Origin of the sequence: Alteribacter natronophilus (assembly GCF_006007885.1) — a bacterium.
Classification (GTDB): Bacteria; Bacillota; Bacilli; order Bacillales; family Salisediminibacteriaceae; genus Alteribacter; species Alteribacter natronophilus.
This window is the reverse complement of the sequence record NZ_VCRO01000001.1, coordinates 271,210-293,429: the sequence shown is the minus strand read 5'-3', so window position 1 is coordinate 293,429 and position 22,220 is coordinate 271,210. Positions and strand designations below refer to the sequence as shown.

Here is a 22,220-nt window from a genome sequence, read left to right as displayed (position 1 = left end):
ATCTCCTTTTTACTCGTCGTTAAGCTTGCGGAGCTCCTGCTTGATTTCTGTTTTGCCCTTTGTTTTCTCATCAATTTCCTTGATGACACGGGCAGGCGTGCCGGCAACGACACTGTTTGGAGGAACGTCTTCTGTCACGATGGCACCGGCTGCCACAACAGAACCTGCTCCCACAGTAACCCCTTCAAGGATGACTGCATTTGCACCAACGACAACGCCGTCCTCGACAACAACAGGCTGTGCGGATGGCGGCTCGATTACGCCGGCAAGTACAGACCCTGCACCGATGTGACAGTTCTTCCCGACTGTTGCACGGCCACCCATCACAACGTTCATGTCGATCATCGTACCTTCTCCGACTACAGAACCGATATTGATGGAAGCGCCCATCATGATGACTGCCCCGTCACCGATTTCCACCTGGTCCCGGATAATCGCACCAGGCTCGATACGAGCTTTAATATTTTTCATGTCAAGAAGCGGAATCGCTGAGTTTCTGCGGTCGTTTTCAACAACGTAATCCTCAACCTGGCCGAGAGCTTTTTCGATGTCTTTCCATTCACCGAAAAGAACCCCGGTGTTCCCCTGAATAAAGGTTTTTGTATTTGCACCAAAGTCGATGCTCTCAAGGTCGGATCCCTTGATATGTACTTTTACCGGTGTTGATTTTTCAGCATTTGAAATGAACTGGATAATTTCGTTTGCATCCATTTGTTTCATTTGTAAATCCTCCTCATTGTTAACGTAGTAAAGACTCTCCCTAATGATAGTCACTGCAGGGACAAATTGCAATCATGAAACTTTAACGGCAGGCAGGAAAGGACTGGAATCCTTTCCTGCGGACAAATCCGGTGCCTGCACCAGGGAAAATGAGTACTAAAAAGCCCTGAAGGCTCAATCGCGCCTTAAGGGCTGAATGTATTCGTTATTCGTCGTGAAACAGGCCCGGTTCGGTTAGCCAGATGAAGGCCGGAGCAAGATCCTTTTCCTCTCTTTCAACAACCAGGTCCCCGCCTTTGACACTGTATATTTCCATCCATGTTCCGTCCATTTCGTTCCATCCGGAAGTAACGAGTTTACCATCCAGCTGATCGAAGAATAGTTCTTCATCGATATCGGCAGCTGTTTCATCCCTTACAGCTACAGCATTAATCCGCTCTTTTTCAGGATCCGCAAAATAGGTGAAGGTTCCGAAGTCGTAGTAATTGCCGCCGTTATACATGCCTTCCTCCATCGGTTCCTCTCTCGTACTGTGCACCGCTTCCTCATTTTCTCCTATTCTGAATGACGCCTCATGAAAAAGCCGTTCATACTCAAGTGTTTCCTGGGTGGAAGCCCCTTTTACCTCCGCAGTGGGCTCAGTCAACTGTATTTCTTCCTGCGTATAATCAGAAGCTGCTGTCAGATCACCGGTACTGGGCTGAACGACTGCAGCTGTAAATAACAGCATCAGACTCAAAGTTAAGAGGCTGCAGGTGATGTGTAGTTTTTTCATATGTAGTCCCTCCTCTATGGTTATTTTCTACCCGTTTTACCGGGACTTTAATCGGTCTATGTACAAAATGATATTTTTATGCATGAAAATTACCATCTGTGGCATAACTAATTCCAACACGGGATGAAGCCTCCTGTAAGGCAGTGTGCCGTTTTCATGCAAATCGGCCGTATCAGGTGCAATCCCTGACCATCCCGCCACTTTTTGAGTGTGGGCTTTATGCTTGTATAGCCCCACAGCTGCCGGTGCTTAAGACCTTTCGTACCTGTGCAGCAAAAAAGAGAGCCTGCCGTGATGGCAGGCTCTCTTTTTATATACGCACTTTTCATAAAGAATACTGTTCCAATTCCGCTTCAGGTGGACGCTTTCCGCAGGCATCGCTTCACCCTCCTCGGGAATACATCTGCTTCTTATTTGGAAGCTTTTATTAACTGTGTTCCCTTTCACCTGATTTTTCCGCGCTCGTCTCATGGTGAAGATACAGACTCTGGCTTGGAAAGGCAACTTCCACATTTTCTTCCTCAAGGATCTTCATGACTTCAAGGTTCAGTTCCTCTTTTGCTTCAAGGTACTCCGTCCAGGCGGTAGTTTTAGTAAAGAAATAGATGAAAATATTCAGGCTGCTCGATCCAAATCCATCGAAACGGACCATAATGAGCTCCTGGTCCACCTGGGGACTGTTTTTCAGCAATTCCTCTATCCGGCTGACACATGTCTGAAGCTTCTGCCTGGAAGTGGAGTATTTCAGACCGAGCTTAAACGTAATCTGACGTTTCCCCATTTTGGACCAGTTCGTAATCGGCTCGTTAGCCAGTGTCGAGTTTGGTACTGTAACAAGAGCCTGGTCAAACGTCCGGATCTTCGTACTTCTAAACGATATATCCTCAACAATTCCCTCCACGCTCGGGGATTGAACCCAGTCATCAATGGAAAACGGCTTTTCCGTGATAATGACGATCCCGCCGAAAAAGTTACTGATCGTATTCTGAGCCGCAAGGGCAAAGGCAAGACCCCCAAGACCGAGACCGGCAACAAATCCGTTCACATCATAATCCCACTCGCTGGCAATGATGCTGAGCGCCATGGCAATAATGGCAAAACGCACGAGTTTGGAGAGAAACGGCAAAAGGATCTGATCGATCTCAATGTCCAGCCTTTTTCCCACTTTTGTAAATACCTTCGATGTAGAGGACGAAAGGTTAAACAGCCCCCATGAAATCAGAGCGATGACCACCGTCCTGAAAATCTGCACCATAGGCTCGTTAAATCCCTCAGGCAGCGGCAGGTAAATAAGGGATGCGTAAATACCGATAATAACGAGGAAAAAACGCATCGGCTTTTCAAAAGCAAGGAGTGCATAGTAAAGAAGGTCTGTCTTCCCCTTGTTTGACACCGTAACGATGAATTTGAACAGATACCGGGTAAACAGCCTCCGGAAAACAAAAAACAGGATGAAGATAGCAAGAGCTATCCCGTATTCCTGCAGCGTTATACCGGTTACAGTCTCCATCACAGCTTCTGCATCAATCAGTGGTTCGTCTTCAACGACTGCTTCATTGCCGTTTCGATTTATGCTTTCATTTCCATCATCTATCATGTACAGCTCATCCTTTATCGCGAAAGTAAGAATCAATACTGTATATTGTACAGAGAAACATGCTCCTGTCCATAGTTCGACAGTGCTGTTTATGGCTGAAATAAAATCTCGGGCCGGCCAGCAAGGGACCTTAAGGAACGCCTTGATACCGCCTGTTCAGGAGTGGTATACTTCTTCCAATGATATCAGAGAGTAGAGGGAACCATCCATGAAAAAACAGTTTGTCATCATCGGAATGGGCCGCTTCGGTTCTAGTATGTGCAAAGAACTGCACCGCATGAATCACGAAGTGCTGGCCATAGATAAAGACGAAAACAAATTAAAGGCCATTAAGGATTATGCCACGCATACAGTTAATGCCGATGCAACAGATGAAAAGGTGCTTCTTGATGCCGGGATCCGCAACTTCGATCATGCAATTGTAGCGATTGGAGAAGACATTCAGGCGAGTATCCTCTGTACCCTGCATCTGAAGGATTTCGATATCCGCCAGGTCTGGGTAAAAGCACAGAATGATTACCATCATAAAGTTCTTGAGAAGATCGGTGCCGACCGAGTCTTCCATCCGGAATCGGATATGGGACAGAGAATAGCGGAATTTCTCACGTCGGAAAAAGTGATCGATTATATTGATCTGTCCAACGATTACAGTATCGTGGAAACACTGGCCACCACTAAGGTAAAAGGTAAATCACTGGCCGACCTCGATATCCGGGCGCGCTACGGCTGTACAATTATCGCCATCAAGCAGAAAAACAAAGTGGATGTAACCCCTCATCCGGAAGACACGCTGAACCCCGGTGATCTTCTCGTTGTGATCGGCCACAAAAACGACCTTCGCCGCTTTCAGCAGGAGGCCCTGTAATCAGTGGCACCAGGGGTTATTTCAGAGGCTCACACGAAAAAAGCAGTTCCCGATTTAATTGGGAACTGCTTTTCCCTTGTCGAATTCCGCCTGCTGTCAGGCTCGCTCATCCTTATCCCGCAAGGCCTGCCACGATCGAAGCACCAATCATCACTACATGAGCCATGATGTGCGCAGCCATAGCCGTTTCCAGCCCTTTTTTCCAGTACAGCCAGCCGAATATGATTCCGGCCGCGCCGTTAAGAAGCATCATTCTCAGGAAGACGGTTCCCGTCATCTCAACAGAGGCAGCTGTAACACCGAAATGACCGAGAGCAAAAAAGAACGATGATACGAAAATAGCCACCCAGAACACAGCAGTTCCCGGTACTTCCCTCTTCCTTTGGAACAGCTTCCAGATGAGCCACACAATCACGGTCATCATTCCCCAGCGGATCATCAGTTCTTCCACGATCCCGCCATAGACGAAAGCCATAAGCACATGGGACAACCCGGGGAACTCCCCACCTGTTACGAGTTCATCAGGCACCCACGGCCGGAAAATGATGTCCGCCACCACAATAATCAGCCCCGCTGCTGCTCCTCCTGCAATCCCGGTTTTAACTGCTGGAAGAAACCGCGAAAAAAACGGTGTTCCACGGCGGTCCCAGTCGTAGGTAAAAGAAGTCAGGCCTGTTTTCCTGACCGTCAGGTGACCTGCTGTAACAGCAGCAAAAGCAATCAAAAACGGATTGATAAGTGAAAGCCATGCCAGAGTTTCAAGTGACATTGGTATTTCAAGATCAAGAGTCTGAAGCTGCACTTCCACAGTTTCCAGCATCATAGGGTAAAGTGTCAGTGTACCTGCTGCTGCGAGTGCAAGGAAAATAAGATAAGAGCGCCATGGTTTTCGATCTCTTCGATCTATTCCATCTTTTCCTGTGTTTTCTGCTGATTTATTCATAAACTCCCCCAGCCTTTCCATGTTCGATTGCTTCCCATGAAAGACTATACGTCTAAATCCGGCAGAAGTTTCACAGAAAAACCTGTACTTGTCCTGCCTGTTTCCACATACAGATCAATAAACAGGGCCTGCAGGACGAAAATGGAGGTGAGTAGTTTGTATGCCGTTGAATTATCAGACGTTTTAAAAAGGTTTGCATGTGAGGGCGGACTTAAAACCGTGTTCACCCAGGCAGATCTTAAAGTAAGAGAAGGAGAGTTTATTGCAGTCCGGGGCAGCAGCGGGTCCGGCAAAACGACGCTGCTGAATATGATTGCCGCCATGACCCCACCAAATAAAGGAACCGTTTCGGTATTTGGAGAAAACCTTCTGAAGATACCGGACAGACCCGAATGGCGTCTTAAAACGATCGGATTCATTTCCAGGGAGGCCATTCTCGCACCGTACCTGTCCCCGAGACAGCACCTTCTTCAAGGTATTCCAGCCGGAAGCACGAGCTATAGAAATGCTTCAGCAAAAGCAGACGGAATTTTAGGGGACCTCGGCCTTGGGGCTGTTTCAGATGAAAGTCTGGAGGGGCTCAATGAAAGGGACAGGGTTCTGACTACGATTGCCCTTGTGCTGATGAATACACCACGCCTTATTCTTGCCGATGATCCAGCCCGAACCCTGACAGGCAGTCAGGGAACGGATGTCCTCTGCCGCCTCATTACGTTCGCAAGAAGAAACCGTATTACTGTCATCATTGCAGGGAATGACCGTATACTCCATGAGGAGGCGGACAGAATCTTTACATTAAAACAGGGAAGAGTCGTTCCTTATCCGGAAGAAACTCCCCTCAAACAGGCAGAGTAAATATCGGAAATGAAAAAAGAAGCTCACCTACTGCCCTGGTGGAGCTTCTTTGTTTTCCACACCAAACAGCAGACCAAAGATCACATAGACAATGTACATGACCATTACAGCCCCCGTTCCGAGCAGAAAGAATAATATAAGAAATTTGTGGAACTTCTCCATTGGCCCGGCTCCTTACTGAATAACGTTACCTTCTATTTTAGCTGGAATTACCGATGATTTAAAGCATTGTTCTATCCGGCTCTTCCTCGGTATATTTGAGTATTTCTTTCATAAACAAATCCTCCTCGTCCGGAGATGTGATGTCCAGAGTTCCAAAGCGTCCGTAGGTAATCCGGATCTGCCTTGACTTGAAAGCAGGCGGCCAGGTACTGTGATACCATCTATTCTGGATAATTTCAGCAGACCTTACATCCTCAAGTGAAATCTCCCATTTTAAAACACCGTAGTAAACGGTCAGCACGCTGCCTTCGATCCGGTGATATCCCCGGAAAAAGACGCCGCAGAAAAAAATGAGAAGCGGAAGATCAACTAACAGTACAATCCCAATTATCAGCCGCGCCTCTCTGTCATCAGTAAAAAACAGCAGACCGATGATGAGAAGAAAAGATGCCGCCACCAGGATCATCACCCATGCCGGTTTATGTATATCAAATTTCAAATGCCTCTCCCCCGTTTTAATTTCCTATTCCGGTAATAAAGTAGGCAAACATGGAAAAACCGATAACCAGCAGCATGCAGGCTGCGTTCTGCCGGTAAAATGTTCTGTTCTCACGCTCAGACCTTAAACGTAAAAAAAGTTCCTCCTCGGCCCTCTGGTAACTGTACGCACTTTCATCTTTCGTAAAAGTAAGTCTGGCGTTGTCCGGCCTGTTGTCATTTAAAAATGATGTCGACCATTTAATCTCGAGTTTCGCCTTTGACTCACTGTGGCTGTAGATTACCTGTTTCCCATCAACTTTCTCCTCTTTTTTATCAAAGGGGAGAATATCCTTATCTTTTATTGCTTCAACTGCATCCACAACTTCCCCGCGGGAACAGTTCTTTACATTTATCACACTTTTAAACCCGGACCCGATCACAGCTGCCGCCACACTCAGCAATACGACGCCGGCAATAAACCACGGGTTTGATTCCAGAATAAATGCAGATGAAAACGCGATCAGCGAACCGGCCTGAAGGATCAGATTTACAGGTTCTCCAAATCTGGAAACACCCCGTGTTTTCAATACGAACATTTTCTCGTACATGTACACCCCCAGGCACATCAATCCGACCATGTTCCAGAATCCCATTACATACCAGCCACCTTTTCCATTGTTTCTCTCTACTCCATGTACGCAGAGCCCTTACATAAGGTTCCGGTTCAGGAAAGTTTCGGGATGTCCGCCTGAACCGCCCGCCCGTTTCTGCATATAGTAATTATGGAATCTATGGTTGAGGTGAGAAGCATGAAGGAACCAAACAGCGGAAAAAATGTGCCTAAACCGATTCATGAACAGCCGTTTGGCGATATTTTGAGCTCACTGGACGGCTTCTTTCAGAACACGGTCGAAAAAATCAGTATCCCCCGTTCAATTCCGGTATACGAATACGAAACAAAAAAAGAATATATTATCGAAGCAGAGCTTCCGGGAATTAAAAAAAGCCAGCTGTCTCTGGATGTGTACCATAATTACATTAAAATATCCGTAAACAGCAGAGCCGACACGGAAACCCGAAACGACAGAACCGGCTTCCGATCACGAAGCAGGCAGTTTCAGCATGCTGAAAGAACAATTACACTTCCTTTTTACGTTAACGAAAAGGAAGTCAGAGCTACGCTGAAAGATGGTCTTCTTACCATCCGTATTCCGAACCGGCGGAAACGTATCCCAGTGGAATAAGGAGGAATTATGAATGCATCCTCACGAATATCGATGGCAGACTCATCCTCAGTACTTTCAGCAGCAGAACACGCCGGCATATACGGGTTCACCTTCGTTTAACGGCTATTATCCCCATCAGGGATGGCAGCAGCACTACAGTCAGGGAACCTTCCCTGCACACCCTCATCAGCAGTCCGGCTACCCGGGTCAGCCCCCCCAGCCTTACGGAGGGTATTACCATGGGTATTATCCCGGACAGCAGGTAAAAAACGTCGGTCTGCTGGCCGCTTTTCAGACGAAGGACGGCAAATTTGATTACAACAAAGCTTTCGTTGCCATGGACCAGGTCATGAAAACAGCCAATCAGATTGGTCCTTTTATGAAGCAGGTTGGCAGCTTATTTACGATGCTCTCCCCCTAAAAGCCTGAAGCTGATCCTGCTTCCGGCTTTTACTCTGTTAAAATACCTGTCAAAATTACTGCAGCTGTCATTATAATGACAACGACCAGTCCCCACATCATCCATTTCTGTTCCTTCATATGTATCATGCCGCCTTTCTTTTTGAATCTTCATGGCTGGATTGTGCGCGCGGGGTTTGTAGTGCGTTACTGGCGTATACCTCACCTTATTTTACCACCATCTCCGCCTGTTTTCGAACGGACGAAATTGACACTGCCTCCATTCGCAAGTATAATGACTGATAGTCAGTCATTATTGGAGTGGTTGCAGAATATGAATAAAAAAGACGGCAAGTATAATCAGATTCTTGACGCCGCCATGAAGGTTCTTTCGGAAGGCGGATTTGAGAAAACACCTGTTTCAAGGATCGTAAAAGAAGCCGGGGTGGCTCAGGGGACATTTTATCTTTATTTTTCCTCCAAAAGTGAAGTTGTTCCTGCTATTGCAGAGAGGATTTTTAACGAACAGATGGCTGCGATTGCCAATCGTGATGAAGGCAGCCGCAGTTTTAAAGACACTCTGTCTGTTATGATCGATGAAACATTCAAGATCACTGAACGATACAGAAATGTGATCATTTTCTGTTATTCCGGCATGGCATTTTACCAGTCTTTTGACCGCTGGGAACAGATTTACCGGCCTTATTATGAATGGGTTCACGAACGGTTTGAAGCAGCCTGTACCCGCGGTGAATGCCACCCGGCCATCGACTCCATGAGCCAGGTGAAAATGATGATTAATACGATTGAAAATACTGCTGAGAACCATTTCTTTTCCCACTCACAAACCAGTAAACAGACAGTGGAAGAATTAAAAGATAACGTGTGGATCTTCCTAAAAAATACATTCTAAAGCTTGTCCCTTATGGGGAAAGCTTTTTTCACACACACGAATGACTGATAGTCAGTCATAAATTTCAGGAGAGTGAATTTATGTTTAAGTCAAAAGAAGACAGGCTTCTTTTTATATCCGTTGCCGGGGCACTGCTTTTCGCCGTTACCGGACTTGTATGGGGGCTTTCAGCGAATTCCCGGATGATCTTTTTTGACGGCGTGTACTCTTTTATCAGTGTCATCCTTTCTCTGATGACCTTTCTTGCAGCCAGGTACGTGAAGAAACGAGATGACAGAAACTTCCCGTACGGGAAACTGATGATTGAACCGTTTGTCATTCTGATTAAATACGCTGTCATTACAGTACTCATTCTGCTTGCCGGTATATTCGCTGTCTCCGATCTTGCTGCCGGCGGCCGTGACGTGGCGCTTGGCTCCGCTCTTGCATATTCGGTTTTATCGACCGTGGCCTGTTTTGGCTACGTCTTTTATATCAGATTTAAGAACAGGGAAGCGATTACGAATTTTGTCAGAGCCGAAATGAATCAGTGGCTGATGGACGGTTATCTGAGCCTTGGTGTTTTCGCAGGATTTATTGGTGCCGTTCTGCTTCAGGGCACAGGTCTGGATGCACTGGTTCCGTTTGTGGATCCGATACTTGTACTCATCGTTTCCCTCCTTCTTCTTAAAGTGCCTCTTGTCTATATGTACAGGAGTTTCCGCGAAATCATAGGAATGTCCGATACTGACGAAACGGCAGGAAGAGTAAAAGCGGTGGTACAGAAAATGGAAAGGCAGTATAAAATGAAAGAATCGTTCACCAGAATTTCAAGGGCCGGAAGTGGAATCTATATTGATATTGACTTTGTCATCACAGCATCATGCTCCGCTGCATCCGTCAGGGAACAGGACAAACTGCGGGAAATTCTTTCAGCTGAGCTTAAAGAAATCACCGGGGACCCCTGGCTCACTGTCACATTTACGGCAGACCGGAAATGGGCACTATAGAAGGCACTTCGCTCCTTTTATGGTAGACTGAACGTAAATGCCCTGTCTATGGAGTGATGTCATATGAACCCTACTATTCAGACCCTGCTTTCGCACAGGTCCGTGCGGCAGTTTACAGAGAAAAAACTGTCTCAGGAGCAGATTAACACAATTGTGGAATGTGCCCAGATGGCCTCCACGTCAAGCTTTATCCAGGCTTATACCATCATCGGAGTTAAGAACCCCGATACAAAAGCCCGCCTGGCCGAGCTTGCAGGTAATCAGCCCTACGTGGCAGCAAACGGGCACTTTTTTGTTTTCTGTGCCGATCTGAACCGTCACGAAGCAGCCGGCGAAATGGAACAGACCGACGTCACCGCCTCCCTTGAAAGTACAGAGAAGTTTCTGGTGGCTTCGGTGGATGCTGCACTGGCTGCACAAAACGCTTCTATTGCCGCCGAATCGATGGGCCTCGGAATCTGCTACATTGGAGGAATCAGAAATAATATTGAAGAAGCTGGCGAGCTTCTCGGACTTCCGGACCGTGTGGTGCCATTGTTCGGACTTGCTGTGGGAGAACCTGCAAAAGAAACATCCCAAAAACCACGCCTTCCGTTGAAGAACGTGTATCATGAGGAAAAGTACGAACAGGATCGGGAGCAGTTCAAAAAAGGTCTCGAAAAATATAATGAAACCATCTCCTCCTACTACAGCGACCGTACAGGCGGCAAACGGTCGGACCGTTGGACGGAACAGATGAGCGGCATGCTCTCTGAACCTAAGCGTATGCATATGAAATCATACCTTGACAAAAAAGGATTTATGAAAAGCTGATACAAAAACAGCTGAAAAAAGAGAGCGGGAACAGTATCCTGCTCTCTTTTTTTAATGCTCTTTTCGCAAAGATTGCTGCTAATGGTATTAATAAATTCGGAGCGAAAGGCCGCGACTCCAGCGAAGAGCGAGCACCTCGAAGTTAGAGCATGATGCGGATGCTCGCCACTGCCGCAGGTGTCTCGCTGCTGGCGTCAGCTGCGCAAGAGATCGATTTGCTGACTAAGAGTAATACTCATTATTAAATTTAAGCATGAACGGCTGCAGCAGAAATGCCGGATACAGTCATAATAAGAGACTGATTTTTCACTTTACCTCCGCTCTGTCCATGCCGATTCATGCATCCCCCTCCAGCTCTCCGTGAATACTCGTAATCGTCTGATCCAGCGTATGTGCTGCAAACATGTGCGGATACTTCTTCTTCCAACCTGCTCTCTCCAGCAGATCGCGAACGGGACCTTTAACTTCAGTAAGATAGATGGAGATTCCCTGTTCTTCCTGGTCATCAATCCATTTCTCCATCTCATCAATCGCGACAGCATCCATGTCATTTACACCTGAAAAATCAAACACCACTTTTTCAGCTTCTTTTTCCTCCAGAAGAAATGAACGGAGCTGCTCTTCAATATACCCCATGTTGGCAAAGTAAACCGGTGCATCAATTCTGACTAACAGCAGTGCCGGATCAGTCACAGCATCCGGAAAACGCTCTGTATTTCTGTAGGCCCCGATACGGTCCACCCACCCGAGTCTGGCCATATGGGGACTACCGCTCCGATAGATAAAAGTCAGCAGGGAAAACACGATACCCGCAGCAATTCCTGCCTCAATACCAATCACAAGTGTGGCAGCGAACGTGATGATAAATGCGGCCGCATCGGCCCGCTTGATTTTCCACAGATGCAACAGTTCCCTGAAATCAATCAGGGCATATACAGCCGTAAAAATAATCGCCGCCAGCACGGCCTGAGGTAAATAGTAAAACCAGGACGTGAAAAATAAAAGTGTCAGTACAATAAAGATTCCTGTAATGACTGTGGCAAGACCGGATCTTGCACCGGCAGAATAATTGACCGCTGAACGGGAGAATCCCCCGGTGACCGGAAAACCTGAAAACAACCCGGCTCCGGCATTGGAGATCCCCAGCGCCCGCAGTTCCTGATCGGCACTGATTGGATAACGCTCTTTTCCTGCAATGACTTTAGCCATGGCATAGGACTCCACAAAACCGATAATGGATATAGTAACTGCGATCGGGAGCAGAGTCTGTAAAACACCAAAATCAAATGCAGGAATTGAGAATGATGGAAGGCCGGCAGGGATCTCCCCTACAATACTTACCCCTTTTTCATCAAGACCCGCGCTCCAGACAAAAAGGATGGAAATGATAACTACAGCAAGAGGGCCGGGAATCTTTTTTACGTATTTTTTCAGAAGAACAAGGGATACAATGGCAGCCGCTCCGATGGCCAGTGTCGGAAGATGTACACTGCCGGCCTGACTGAGAGCTTCATAAAGAATTACAAAAACATTCTTGGATTCCCCCAGATCCACACCGAGCAGGTGCTTGAGCTGACTGAGTCCGATAATGATGGCTGCAGCGGATGTAAATCCGCTGATTACCGCATGGGAGATAAATTTAGTCACCTTACCGATTCGAAGAAGCCCCATTACCAGCTGAATGATCCCGGTCATTACCGCAAGAAGCACCACATAGGATATATATTCAGAGGAACCCGGTTCCGCCAGTCCCGAAACTCCGGTAAAAACAAGAAGTGACACCATTGCAACCGGTCCCACGGCCAGCTGCCGCGACGTTCCGAAAAGCGCGTATAAAAAGAGAGGCACTGTTGAAGCATAAAGCCCCATTACCGGCGGAAGGCCGGCAAGCATGGCATAGGCCATCCCCTGCGGGATCAGCATAATCGCCACAATCAGACCTGCGTTCAAATCCCCTTTCAGATCACGCCTTAAGTCATAGTCTCCTTTTAACTGCTGAAACAGCGGAAACCATCTGCTCATCAATCACTCCTCCTTTCATAAAGGAAGAGGGACCCCGCAGTGAGGTCCCCTTCCAAGACAGCTGCTGCTATCTTTCTTGTTGGCATAATCAGGACTTTTTAAACCAGAATTTCAGCACACCTTCTTCTTCTGTTTCCTTGAGAAGTTCGTGACCTGATGATTTGCTCCATGCAGGCAGATCGGCTTTGGCCCCTTTGTCGGTGACGTGCACTTCAAGAACGTCGCCTGTCTCAAGTGTATCCATTTCCTTTTTCACCTTTACTACAGGCATTGGACATGCCAGTCCTTTTGCGTCGAGTACTTTAGTGTTTTCCATGTTTATCTCTCCTTTTTTTGTTCACTTATAAAATGAGCCGCTTTCTGAAAGGCTGCTGTTTTATGACGCTTTCCGCGGGCATCGCTTCAGCCTCCTGGGGAGTGCTTCTGCTTCTTCCTCTGCAAGGTAAGCTTCGAAGCTGTATGCGTCGAAGCAGCTCGAAGCAATCACAGGCTGTAAACGCTCGCACCTGATGCTATTCCCGCCGGAGTCGCCGCCTTTCGCTTCGTAATTAATTTGGTGAATAGCAGCAATCTGTACGAACACAGCTTAAGGGTTATAACCGGCAAAATCCCAACCGTTTCTTTTTTCAGGTATAAAAGCTGCTGACCATCAACTTACAGCGCAGCGGTTCGGTCCTGTTTCCATATCCGTCTGCTCTTCTTCTGATGGATCCATTTTCCCCATGTTGGTCTGACGGATTTCCTGATAGGCATTCGGCTGCGGCGGCAGGTTCTCCGATACGGTTCTGCGGAATTCTCCCTCATCCTCAATGTTCAGCCCGCTGTTTTTTTCGAAAAGAACAGCGAGTTTTTCCATTACACGGCCCCGTTCATCCATTTCACTCTGCTTTGCGAAGTGGGCGGGAAGTACATACAGTTCATTGCTGAGATCCGCATATACCCGGTAGAGGGTATCGCGCAGATCGCCAACCCAGTCCTCTGCCTTTCCAGCGAGATCAGGACGTCCGATGGAATCAACAAAGAGAATGTCACCTGAAATCAGGTACTCCCCGTCAATGACCATCGAGGTGCTTCCGATCGTATGCCCCGGAGAGTATACTGGATGAATCGCAACTTTCGTTTTACCAACAGTAATATCACGTCCGTTTTCGAGAGCCTCATATTCAAAGGTAACTTCTTCTGCATCCTTTGGAGGAAGCCAGTAGGAAGCACCTGTTTTGTCACGGAGTCTGCGTCCGCCTGAAATGTGATCCGCATGCAGGTGCGTATCAATGACATGCGTTAATGTGAGCCCTTTTTCCTTAAGAAACGTTTCATAAGGTTCGGTCGTTCTGCTTGAATCAATCAGTGCAGCTTCTCCTTCTGAAGCAATCAGATAGGAAAGGCACCCTTTTCCGATTCTTACAAACTGGTAAAGCTCTCCCCCGTCTTTCAGGTCCCCTACTTTCACAGGTTCCAGGTGTTCACTCCATGCACGCATTCCGCCTGTGAGGTAGAACAGTTCCCGCCCTGCTGCTTCAGCAATCATCTCGCCTACAAAAACAGATGACTTTTCCTTGGCACAAACCACAACGACAGGCTTATCTTCCGGAAGGTCTCCAAGGATTTCCTCCACTCCGTCCATTAGATCGAAGTATGGCCGGTTCATGATGCTGACGCCTTCACCTTCAATTTTCCAGTCTTTAAATGCTTCCTCAGCACGTACATCGAGAATAAAAACTTCCTCATTACGGTCCATTACCAGACCGGCAAGTTCTTTTGCTGACATCGGTTTAAGACTCATTAAGCATACCTCCTGAAATCTTCTCTGATTTTTTAAAACAGACCTGAAAAACTCCGTCTCTACTGATCAGACTCTGTATCGCCCGACCAGCCGCTCATACCCGGTTTCACATTGGTCACTTTTTCAAATCCTGCTTCTTTTAAAAGTCCTGCTGCCATCCCGCTGCGGTTACCTGTACGGCAGACCACATAGATCTGCTCCTCTTTGTTCAATTCACCGGTTCTGTTTTCAAGTTCTCCAAGTGGGATGGAAACGGCTTTTGGAATCCGGGTGAATGCATACTCAGCCGGTTCTCTTACATCCACAAGTGTAAACGTCTTGTTGGCTTTCAGCTCGGCTTCCAGCTGTTCATTTGAAACTTCCGGTTCGTAAGGGCTGTCTTCCTTCACTTCATCGGGATTTGCCTTCCGGATGTAGTGGATCAGAACATCCCCTTCTTCTTTCGTTCCGAGATAGTCATGTCCCGTGTTTTTTGCCCAGCCTTTCATGTCTGCAAGTGACCCTTTGTCGGTTGCCTGGATTTCGAGAACAGCACCTGGAGTTAATCGATCGATTTCCTTTTTCGTTTTGACGATTGGCATCGGGCATGCAAGTCCTCTGGCATCCAGTACGTGATCTGATTTTATTGTCATTACCTGTTCCTCCTTTATACCCCAACGGGTATAATTTTATTTAAATTTTTTTGGTGACCATGTCACCGGCTTTTTACAAGCATCTTTACTGCTTCTTCAATAAGTTCTTCACGCTGTGTGTCAGTTTCCGTCTCCTGCTCAAGACAGTTTTCAAGGTTTTTGGCCACGACATAGGCGGTAGCACGGTCTACGGCCGACCGCACAGCTGCCATCTGTGTAATGATCGCCTTGCAGTCTTTCTCATCTTCCATCATCTGCAGAACTCCGCGGATCTGACCTTCCGCTCTTTTGACGCGGTTTTTCATTTCCTTTGAGTATTCCATTAATACGGCCTCCTTTCTGCCGCAGGGGTCCTCTTCCGGACTGCAGCTTCTTTTATTCAACTAAATGAACAGGTTAATGTTGGCATCTTCAGCTTCTGAAAGGTACGATGCAACTCCTGCGTACTCAAGGCCTTCGATCAGCTCTTCTTTCTGAAGACCCATAACGTCCATCGACATTGTGCAGGCAACCATTTTAACGTCCATTTCCTGAGCCAGTTCAATAAGTTCCGGAAGCGAAGTCACATTGTGCTGCTTCATCATTTTCTTCATGAGTTTTGAACCTGCACCGCCGAAATTCATTTTTGATAGGCCAAGTTTTCCAGGTCCCCGCGGCATCATCTTCCCGAACATTTTCTCAAGGAAGTTCTTGTTTTTCACGTTGACTGCCTCGTCTTTTCTGAGAACATTCAACCCCCAGAATGTAAAGAACATGGTCACCTGTTTACCCATGGCAGCTGCTCCCGTGGCAATGATGAAACTCGCCATCGCTTTATCAAGATCACCATCAAAAACGATCATTGTTGCATTGTTTTTTGTGTTGTTTTCCATTTTATATTCCCCTTTCGTTCTTTCTGCTTTATACCCGATGGGGTATGTCGCTTACATGACTATCATATACCCTCATGGGTATATTGTCAACCGCAGTTTTTTATTTTTTTCTTAACCCGTACGAGGCTATTCTGCTTCTTTTCCCTTTCAATATACCCCACGGTGTATTTTCCGGACAGTTGCATTTTATACCCCTCGTGGTATAGTGTCAACCATGGAAACTCTACCGGGGGAGAAGGATATTCATCCATTCATCAAATTTTCATATTCCTCTGTTACACTTCCAAGCGGAAAGGATGTTCAATTGTGTACAACGTTTTTCAGGCAGGTTCACTTCTTATTCCATACTGGATGTTTTACTTGGCAGGTTCTCTTGCAGCAGGTTTCCTTTATCTGAAGTTTTTTTCTTCATATAAAGAAAGCAGATGGCATCATGTACGGGACAAAACAGCCGATACCGTGATTATCTTTGTGCTCGTGTTTCAGTTTGGTACCGCTGTACTTCATCTGCCCATGCTGCTGGAAGATCCTCTGGCTGTACTCAGTTATCCAAGTGGATCAGCGGAATTTTACACAGCTTTGCTTTTCACTTCTGCTTATGTGATTTACCTTCACTTCAGAAATATCAGCCGGCTGAAACATACCCTGACCGGCATCTTTCTGGTGCTGGTTGTATCCGATTTTGTTTTTTCTTTCCTCGCGCAGCGCAGTGGAGAGGAGATCGGCACTCCCCTTCAAGCCCTGTCCCATCATCCTGTCGGCCTTTACACAATGCTGCTCTGTACGTTGGTTCTTGTTCTTACCTCACAGAACCTGTTGAGTATTAAACACGCATTCGCTTTATGGGCTTTTGGGAAATGGCTGATCAGCCGGGCAGACCCTTCGAATATGTTTTTTCATTTATATGGAATGAACTATTTTCTTCTTGTGCTCTTATTTGCCGCGATTGTATTGAATGCAGTTTATTTTGGCAGAAATCTATTGAAAAAAAGCAGGTGATTTTTATATGGAAGAATTCGCAAACTTAACAATCTGGGCTGCCTTTGCAGCTGGAGTGATCTCATTTATATCTCCCTGCACACTGCCCCTGTTTCCGGCCTACTTGTCGTATATAACCGGAGTCAGTGTCAAAGAACTGGAAGAAAGGAAAGATGTCAGGATTCGCAGGCAGCTGATGACACACAGCTTCTTCTTTCTTCTCGGTGCGTCATCCATCTTTCTTGCCCTGGGTGTAAGTGCCACGTACTTTGGACAGTTTCTTCAGGAACTCATCTTCGGGCAGACGGGGAATCTGATTCAGCGTTTTGCCGGTATCTTTATTATCTTCATGGGACTCGTTGTATCAGGAGTCATTCAAATCGGGTTTCTGCTCCGGGAAAAACGTTTGAATGTAATGAGAAAACCAGCGGGCTATGCCGGGACAACTTTCGTTGGAGTCGGGTTTGCTGCCGGCTGGACACCGTGTATCGGTCCTATTTTTGCATCCGTTCTGCTTCTCGCTGCCAGTCATCCGGCGCAGGGGCTCACGTTTACCATTGCTTATATACTCGGCTTTACTATACCTTTCTTTGTGCTCACATTTTTTATCGGTTCGGCGAAATGGATCGTTAAATACAGCAGCATCATTATGAAAGGCGGAGGAGCTTTAATGGTACTTATGGGTGTTCTTCTGTTCAGCGGAAAACTGACGGAAATCTCCATATTCATTCTCCGTCTTATTGAAGGTACCCCGTTTGAAAATATTGGCTAACTCGGAAAGGAAGTATGCTAAAATGAAAAAAACAGTGCTGATCCTGGCTTTTACCGTTCTTATTGGGTGGACTATTTATGATACGGTAGACTGGGAGACTGACGGCGAAGAGTCGGCACAGGAAACGGAAGAATTCGAAGCAGTACAGGAAACGTCCGGTACAGAAGCTGAAGAAACAGTCGAGGAACCTGGAGAAGAAGAGAGTAATACCGGGCTTGAACCGGGAAATACAGCCCCGGATTTCACCCTGACTACATTAAGTGGTGAAGAGACCAGCCTTTCTGACTACCGCGGAGAAAAGGTAATGGTAAACTTCTGGGCTACCTGGTGTCCTCCCTGCCGGGCGGAGATGCCGGACATGGAACAGATTTATACAGAAAACGACGTTACCATACTTGCCGTAAATCTTACGGAAACAGAGCCCGGTAAGGACTATGTGGAATCATTCAGGGAGGAACTGGATCTTTCTTTCCCTATCCTTCTCGATGAAAATATCGAGGTTGCCGGACTGTACAATATTCAGCCGATCCCTACCTCCTATTTTATTGATACAAGTGGCAGAATCCACAGCGCCTCATTTGGTCCGATGAATCACGAAATGATCAGGGAGCGCTTTAATGAGATGGATTAGCCTCCGTCAGTATTAGAAATGATGTGCTCTTTTCGTAAGGATGATTGTAATTACTCCGCTGCCGGCGGAAGCTGTCCGATCCACATTCTAAATTGTGGAGCAGGACCAATCTTTACGGAAAAAGCCTGATGTAAAGGGGATGACGATGAAACAGAGGGTACTTGTAGTGGAAGATAACGACAGAATTCGTTTCCTCGTATGCACCTATCTGAAAAAATACGGTTACGAGGCGGTAAATGCCTCAAATGTACAGGAGGCTAAAGATATTTTCCTCGCTTCCTCCCCCTGTCTTGTCATTCTGGATCTGAAACTTGGGGGTGACAGTGGTGAAGACCTTTGCAAATGGATTCGGGATCAGGAAAGAAATGAGGTATCTGTCATCATGCTGACTGCAAAAGCCAGCAGTGACGAAAAAATAAATGGTCTCAGACTGGGTGCAGATGACTATGTAACGAAACCATTCAGCCCGAAAGAACTTATGGCCCGTGCCGAAGCGGTTCTCAGAAGGGGTGGCCAGTTCTGTCAGAAGATCAGTCATTCAGGCCTTGTTATCAAACCCCGTAAAGGCCAGGCTCTTCTGTTCGGAAGACCTCTCAGCCTGACAAAGCACGAATTTAATCTGCTTTATTATTTCATGGAAAATCCGGGGCAGGTACTCACAAGGGAACAGCTGGTCAATCAGATTCATCCTCATAACGGCCGTGCCATCCTGGACCGTACAATCGATGCCCATATAAAAAAGCTGAGGGAAAAGATTGAAGATGTCCCCTCCAATCCAGAACGTATTGTTACAGTAAGGGGAATGGGCTACAAGTTTAATAACCGGTAAATAAAGGCCGGGACAAACTCCGGCCAATAAGAAGGGCCCTCACCATCCAGTGAGAGCCTTTTCCTTATTCAGAATTCTCATTGCACTTTCTGTTGGAAACCACACCAATAAAGCATTCAGTGGCTTCCTGCCTTCCACGGCTGCTGAAAATTAACTCTCAATGGACTGTTCGGCATTAACATACCCTGCCCCGTACACATACGAATCACGGTTCCGCCATTGAACTGTCCCTTTTATCAGGTTCTCTTTCACTTCATCAGGTGTCAGATCAGCATTATGCTGGAGCATAAGCGCTGCAATACCCGCAACAATTGGTGTTGCCATTGATGTCCCTGAAAGTGCCACATAGCCGGTGCCTACGCGGGCCTTCTTCTGCATTTTATCGAGGAAGGATCCCGGCGACCGCAGAGAAACGATATTTACTCCCGGTGCAAGAAGATCCGGCTTCGGCTCACCGTAAACTGTCGGGCCCCTGCTTGAAAAGTCAGCGACTTCATCATCAGCACGGGTAATTGTGTCATTATCATCCAGGGCTCCCACAGTCAGAATTGTACTGCTCACTCCGGGAGTTGCAATTGACCCGGCTCGCGGACCTTCATTTCCAGCAGCAGCACAAACAACAATACCGCTTCTCCAGGCTTCATTAACAGCTTTCACCACAGGATCTTCTTCTTCTGAATCAAATGATTGAGCCGTGCCGCCAAGGGAGAGGTTCATAATCCTAATCGGCCGGTGCGGAAACTCTTCATTATAATCCATACACCAGTCAATTCCCCGGATCACAGTTTCCAATGAGCCAGCCCCTACTTTATCAAGCACTTTAACACCGACGATATTTGCCTCCGGTGCTGATCCTTTGTAACGGCCATTTGAAGCTGTACCGTTACCGGCAGCATCACCGGCACAGTGGGTGCCATGACCATTATCATCATATGGTTCCGCCTCGTCGTTAATAAAATCCTTAAATGCGGTTATTCTCCCGTTAAGATCTTCGTGTGGATCTACACCCGTATCCAGAACAGCGATTGTGATCCCCCTGCCGGTAAGCTTTTCGCCATCCCTGACTACATTTTCGGCCCCGGAAGCGGGCACAGCAGTATCAAGCAGGGCCGTAACCTTTTTGTTCAGGTGAACTTTTTTCAGGGTTGAGCAGCCGTCAAGCAGCTTTTCAAGTCCCTCCAGAGTAATGTCGGCGCTGCAGCAGGAAATGCGCGTAAACGTGTGGCGCACGGAGCAGCGGAAATGAGCGGCAAGAACCTCAGCAGCCTCGTTCACTCCTTCATGACACTTTCCTTCTTCAAATTCCAGGATCACTGATACAGCCTTTGTTTTACTGACCCACTTTTCATAGAGAGAATGAAAGAAGCAGGGCATCCAGCGTAAAGGCCTGATGGATTTCAGCAGTTCATTTTTAACTTGATGGTCAACCCGGTTCCCACGGGAACGAAGCAGTCTGACCATACGGTAATGAAACATTATGTTCCCCCCTTTCACACAGTTTTTATAAACTATGTAAATTCAGGGGAACAGGAACGGCAAAAACACTACGGCATGTACACTAATCATTTTTGCCTTCAGGCATGGTTAAAAGGGGAGCTGATCCTCCTGATAATCAATGCCAAGTTCCTCAAACCAGATATTCAGCCCGGTCCAGAGGTTCTCGCAGCGGTCGTACACTTTATGAGAGGGGTGCAGCTGTCCTTCCAGAAGAAGTTCCAGCAGGCGTTCGTAGCCTTCCGGTCTTGAAGGGAACGACAGGGAATCTTCAAACATACGCGCCCGTGTCCGGTAATACCGCCTGTTTGCAAGACCGATCAATTTTGCTGTCTGATAGGCAAGATCCTTCGCTGCCAAAGGAAGATAACGGTGGTTACCGGAGGCATAGTTGTTTCTGATTTTACCCATGGTTTCATAAGGCTCCCAGATCATAAACTCCCTCATTACTGTCTTCACCTCTTCATATTTGATATTCTGGACAGTTTTTTGAAGTTCGTCAAAAAAGCCATCCGGATCGTAAAGAGGCTTTACATGCACGTACGCCCCAGCACGAATCGGCCAGCTGTCGTCAACGCGGCAGGCTTTTTCCAGGAGTTCGGTCTCCTGGGCAGTGCTCAGTTCAATTTTAAATCCGCCGTATATGAACTCATACTCCTGAATGGTTTTACCCTCTTTAGTGACAACGTGAATTTCAATATCAGAAAACGGACCTTCGCTTTCCTGACCCACCGACCCGTAAACACCGACAGCGGTAATATCCTTTCCGAACCTGTCAAGGAGCCGGCGGCTGATCACCTCAATCATTTCGCTCTTTTCCTTCCTGGTTGACGCCTTTGGAAAAGAAAGCCTCTCCTTCTGGCGTTTTACAGGATTAATCGGCTCCACCTCTTTTCCTTCCAGCCGGAAACTGAAGCGGCGATAGGGGTCACTATCAAGAATTTCTTCTATAAACCTGGCTTTTCTGTTTCGGTATTCGTCCATGTCCAGACCTTCCGCACTCTGTTTGAGTGCATTATACTGCTCATTAAATTCCGGGTGTGTCTGCAGAAACGCGGTCAGTTTCCAGAAATGATCCACTTCTGATGAAATCACGGTAAGCTGAACACCCAGAGGCAGTAATTCATCTTCTTTTTCAAAAGCACAGAAACAGGAACTCTGAAAGCTTCCTTCGTTTATTTTGTAGTGGCGTGCCAGGGCTTCCTTTGCTTCGGGAAAATCCCTCTGGCTTACTCTCACCTGAAGATCCACGTCTCCCTTAGTGAGGGACCCCGGCACTGCAGTACTTCCGATATGATAAATCAAAGCCGCAGGCAGGATACTTTTAATCAGCTTTTCATGCCTTTTGGCAATTTCACTTGCTTTTTCCCTGTAGAGATTTTCATCGGCAAACGTCACGATATCCGGCATTGCTTTTTCCTCCCTGTTCATTCAGATCATTTATGTATTCCGGCCTGCACCGGGACTCAG

The 22,220-nt window shown here is 47.0% G+C and carries 26 protein-coding genes; 11 read left to right on the top strand and 15 right to left on the bottom strand.

The window, feature by feature from the left end:
• Positions 1–9 precede the first annotated feature (9 nt).
• The 3 genes from dapD to FGB90_RS01505 form a co-directional block, all read right to left on the bottom strand.
• Entirely contained in the window at positions 10–720 is a 711-nt protein-coding gene (dapD, locus tag FGB90_RS01515; RefSeq protein ID WP_138808804.1) for a 2,3,4,5-tetrahydropyridine-2,6-dicarboxylate N-acetyltransferase, read from the bottom strand.
• A 205-nt stretch (positions 721–925) separates the two neighbouring features.
• Positions 926–1,495, bottom strand: coding sequence for a hypothetical protein (locus tag FGB90_RS01510; RefSeq protein ID WP_138808803.1), 570 nt, complete (start codon positions 1,493–1,495; stop codon positions 926–928).
• A gap of 427 nt (positions 1,496–1,922) precedes the next feature.
• The gene (locus tag FGB90_RS01505; protein ID WP_246056013.1) at positions 1,923–3,092 is read right to left on the bottom strand and encodes a mechanosensitive ion channel family protein; all 1,170 of its coding nucleotides are present in this window, start codon (positions 3,090–3,092) and stop codon (positions 1,923–1,925) included.
• Positions 3,093–3,300: 208 nt separating this feature from the next.
• On the opposite strand from FGB90_RS01505, the gene FGB90_RS01500 reads away from it, so the two are divergent.
• The gene (locus FGB90_RS01500; protein WP_138808802.1) at positions 3,301–3,957 is read left to right on the top strand and encodes a potassium channel family protein; all 657 of its coding nucleotides are present in this window, start codon (positions 3,301–3,303) and stop codon (positions 3,955–3,957) included.
• Between the two features lie 112 nt (positions 3,958–4,069).
• Here the strand turns inward: FGB90_RS01500 and FGB90_RS01495 are convergent, their stop codons facing one another.
• The gene (locus FGB90_RS01495) at positions 4,070–4,900 is read right to left on the bottom strand and encodes a CPBP family intramembrane glutamic endopeptidase (protein ID WP_171051662.1); all 831 of its coding nucleotides are present in this window, start codon (positions 4,898–4,900) and stop codon (positions 4,070–4,072) included.
• Positions 4,901–4,936: 36 nt separating this feature from the next.
• On the opposite strand from FGB90_RS01495, the gene FGB90_RS01490 reads away from it, so the two are divergent.
• Positions 4,937–5,755, top strand: coding sequence for an ATP-binding cassette domain-containing protein (locus FGB90_RS01490; protein ID WP_138808800.1), 819 nt, complete (start codon positions 4,937–4,939; stop codon positions 5,753–5,755).
• 27 nt (positions 5,756–5,782) lie between these two features.
• On the opposite strand, the gene FGB90_RS20055 is transcribed toward FGB90_RS01490, so the two are convergent.
• Genes FGB90_RS20055 through FGB90_RS01480 form a run of 3 tightly spaced genes read right to left on the bottom strand, consistent with a single transcriptional unit; the run spans position 5,783 to position 7,050 of the window.
• Positions 5,783–5,917: a hypothetical protein gene (locus FGB90_RS20055; protein WP_281280005.1), complete on the bottom strand. Its 135-nt coding sequence runs from the start codon at positions 5,915–5,917 to the stop codon at positions 5,783–5,785.
• A gap of 58 nt (positions 5,918–5,975) precedes the next feature.
• Entirely contained in the window at positions 5,976–6,416 is a 441-nt protein-coding gene (locus FGB90_RS01485) for a PH domain-containing protein (protein ID WP_138808799.1), read from the bottom strand.
• 16 nt (positions 6,417–6,432) lie between these two features.
• Positions 6,433–7,050: a hypothetical protein gene (locus FGB90_RS01480; RefSeq protein WP_138808798.1), complete on the bottom strand. Its 618-nt coding sequence runs from the start codon at positions 7,048–7,050 to the stop codon at positions 6,433–6,435.
• A 156-nt stretch (positions 7,051–7,206) separates the two neighbouring features.
• On the opposite strand from FGB90_RS01480, the gene FGB90_RS01475 reads away from it, so the two are divergent.
• From FGB90_RS01475 to nfsA, 5 genes are all read left to right on the top strand, one after another.
• On the top strand, positions 7,207–7,641 hold the full coding sequence (locus tag FGB90_RS01475) for an Hsp20/alpha crystallin family protein (protein ID WP_171051660.1): 435 nt from the start codon (positions 7,207–7,209) through the stop codon (positions 7,639–7,641).
• Between the two features lie 13 nt (positions 7,642–7,654).
• Positions 7,655–8,044 (top strand): YppG family protein, encoded by a 390-nt coding sequence (locus tag FGB90_RS01470; RefSeq protein ID WP_138808796.1) that lies wholly within the window; start codon positions 7,655–7,657, stop codon positions 8,042–8,044.
• Between the two features lie 312 nt (positions 8,045–8,356).
• Positions 8,357–8,935 (top strand): TetR/AcrR family transcriptional regulator, encoded by a 579-nt coding sequence (locus FGB90_RS01465; RefSeq protein WP_171051659.1) that lies wholly within the window; start codon positions 8,357–8,359, stop codon positions 8,933–8,935.
• Positions 8,936–9,015: 80 nt separating this feature from the next.
• Positions 9,016–9,924 carry a cation diffusion facilitator family transporter gene (locus FGB90_RS01460; RefSeq protein WP_138808794.1) on the top strand — a complete coding sequence of 303 codons (909 nt, stop codon included), beginning with the start codon at positions 9,016–9,018 and terminating at the stop codon, positions 9,922–9,924.
• 63 nt (positions 9,925–9,987) lie between these two features.
• Positions 9,988–10,737 (top strand): oxygen-insensitive NADPH nitroreductase, encoded by a 750-nt coding sequence (gene nfsA / locus FGB90_RS01455; protein ID WP_138808793.1) that lies wholly within the window; start codon positions 9,988–9,990, stop codon positions 10,735–10,737.
• Positions 10,738–11,073: 336 nt separating this feature from the next.
• Here the strand turns inward: nfsA and FGB90_RS01450 are convergent, their stop codons facing one another.
• From FGB90_RS01450 to FGB90_RS01425, 6 genes are all read right to left on the bottom strand, one after another.
• Complete coding sequence (locus tag FGB90_RS01450) at positions 11,074–12,759, bottom strand: SulP family inorganic anion transporter (protein WP_138808792.1); 1,686 nt, start codon at positions 12,757–12,759, stop codon at positions 11,074–11,076.
• A gap of 88 nt (positions 12,760–12,847) precedes the next feature.
• Positions 12,848–13,075 (bottom strand): sulfurtransferase TusA family protein, encoded by a 228-nt coding sequence (locus FGB90_RS01445; RefSeq protein WP_138808791.1) that lies wholly within the window; start codon positions 13,073–13,075, stop codon positions 12,848–12,850.
• A 333-nt stretch (positions 13,076–13,408) separates the two neighbouring features.
• Complete coding sequence (locus FGB90_RS01440) at positions 13,409–14,542, bottom strand: MBL fold metallo-hydrolase (protein ID WP_138808790.1); 1,134 nt, start codon at positions 14,540–14,542, stop codon at positions 13,409–13,411.
• Positions 14,543–14,601: 59 nt separating this feature from the next.
• Positions 14,602–15,174 (bottom strand): sulfurtransferase TusA family protein, encoded by a 573-nt coding sequence (locus tag FGB90_RS01435; RefSeq protein ID WP_138808789.1) that lies wholly within the window; start codon positions 15,172–15,174, stop codon positions 14,602–14,604.
• Between the two features lie 62 nt (positions 15,175–15,236).
• Positions 15,237–15,497 (bottom strand): metal-sensitive transcriptional regulator, encoded by a 261-nt coding sequence (locus tag FGB90_RS01430; RefSeq protein ID WP_138808788.1) that lies wholly within the window; start codon positions 15,495–15,497, stop codon positions 15,237–15,239.
• A gap of 60 nt (positions 15,498–15,557) precedes the next feature.
• Positions 15,558–16,046 carry a DsrE/DsrF/DrsH-like family protein gene (locus FGB90_RS01425; RefSeq protein ID WP_138808787.1) on the bottom strand — a complete coding sequence of 163 codons (489 nt, stop codon included), beginning with the start codon at positions 16,044–16,046 and terminating at the stop codon, positions 15,558–15,560.
• Positions 16,047–16,352: 306 nt separating this feature from the next.
• Between FGB90_RS01425 and FGB90_RS01420 the strand changes: the two genes are divergently transcribed.
• The 4 genes from FGB90_RS01420 to FGB90_RS01405 all read left to right on the top strand — a co-directional run bounded on the left by FGB90_RS01420 (position 16,353) and on the right by FGB90_RS01405 (position 19,256).
• Positions 16,353–17,045, top strand: coding sequence for a hypothetical protein (locus FGB90_RS01420; RefSeq protein WP_138808786.1), 693 nt, complete (start codon positions 16,353–16,355; stop codon positions 17,043–17,045).
• A gap of 7 nt (positions 17,046–17,052) precedes the next feature.
• On the top strand, positions 17,053–17,796 hold the full coding sequence (locus tag FGB90_RS01415; RefSeq protein WP_138808785.1) for a cytochrome c biogenesis CcdA family protein: 744 nt from the start codon (positions 17,053–17,055) through the stop codon (positions 17,794–17,796).
• A gap of 22 nt (positions 17,797–17,818) precedes the next feature.
• Positions 17,819–18,427 (top strand): redoxin domain-containing protein, encoded by a 609-nt coding sequence (locus FGB90_RS01410; RefSeq protein WP_138808784.1) that lies wholly within the window; start codon positions 17,819–17,821, stop codon positions 18,425–18,427.
• Between the two features lie 145 nt (positions 18,428–18,572).
• Positions 18,573–19,256: a response regulator transcription factor gene (locus FGB90_RS01405; RefSeq protein ID WP_138808783.1), complete on the top strand. Its 684-nt coding sequence runs from the start codon at positions 18,573–18,575 to the stop codon at positions 19,254–19,256.
• Between the two features lie 150 nt (positions 19,257–19,406).
• Here FGB90_RS01405 and FGB90_RS01400 read toward each other — a convergent pair whose 3' ends face one another.
• Both FGB90_RS01400 and FGB90_RS01395 read right to left on the bottom strand, forming a co-directional pair.
• A complete protein-coding gene (locus FGB90_RS01400) occupies positions 19,407–20,732 on the bottom strand; it encodes a S8 family peptidase (protein WP_138808782.1) in 1,326 nt (441 codons plus the stop codon).
• 108 nt (positions 20,733–20,840) lie between these two features.
• The gene (locus FGB90_RS01395) at positions 20,841–22,160 is read right to left on the bottom strand and encodes a kanamycin nucleotidyltransferase C-terminal domain-containing protein (protein ID WP_246056011.1); all 1,320 of its coding nucleotides are present in this window, start codon (positions 22,158–22,160) and stop codon (positions 20,841–20,843) included.
• Positions 22,161–22,220: the final 60 nt, after the last annotated feature.